The sequence below is a fragment of the Chlorogloeopsis fritschii PCC 6912 genome (assembly GCF_000317285.1).
Lineage (GTDB): Bacteria > Cyanobacteriota > Cyanobacteriia > Cyanobacteriales > Nostocaceae > Chlorogloeopsis > Chlorogloeopsis fritschii.
In genome coordinates this window covers 1-310 of the sequence record NZ_AJLN01000007.1, presented here as the reverse complement: position 1 = coordinate 310, position 310 = coordinate 1, and the positions used below count along the sequence as shown (strand labels likewise).

General features: G+C 31.6%; 1 protein-coding gene. It reads right to left on the bottom strand.

Annotated elements, in window-relative coordinates; all coding sequences use genetic code 11:
- Positions 1-38 precede the first annotated feature (38 nt).
- Positions 39-310: transposase (locus UYC_RS35115; RefSeq protein WP_016879174.1), on the bottom strand; the 272-nt coding region annotated here is incomplete at its 5' end.

Below are 310 nucleotides of genomic sequence, written 5' to 3'. Positions count from 1 at the left end.
TTTTGGTTCTTCAGTACTTGTTATGCCAAAATAATAAATTAAACCCAATTTAATAAACATCTAACTCTAAAGTTGTCAAAATTTCTGAATCCATAACCAGAACGTTTAATGAGTTTCAGTTTGTTGTTAACTCCTTCTACAGCACCACTGGTTGTCCCATGATCAAAGTAAGCAATAATTTCATCAAACCAGCGAATAATAGTATTGTTGCTGTGAGGAAAATATTTCTTAGCTCTTGATAACCACATTCCTAATTTAAAAACCCCTGCATACCAATCGTCAGTGTGATTAAAAATTTTTCTAACCTTTT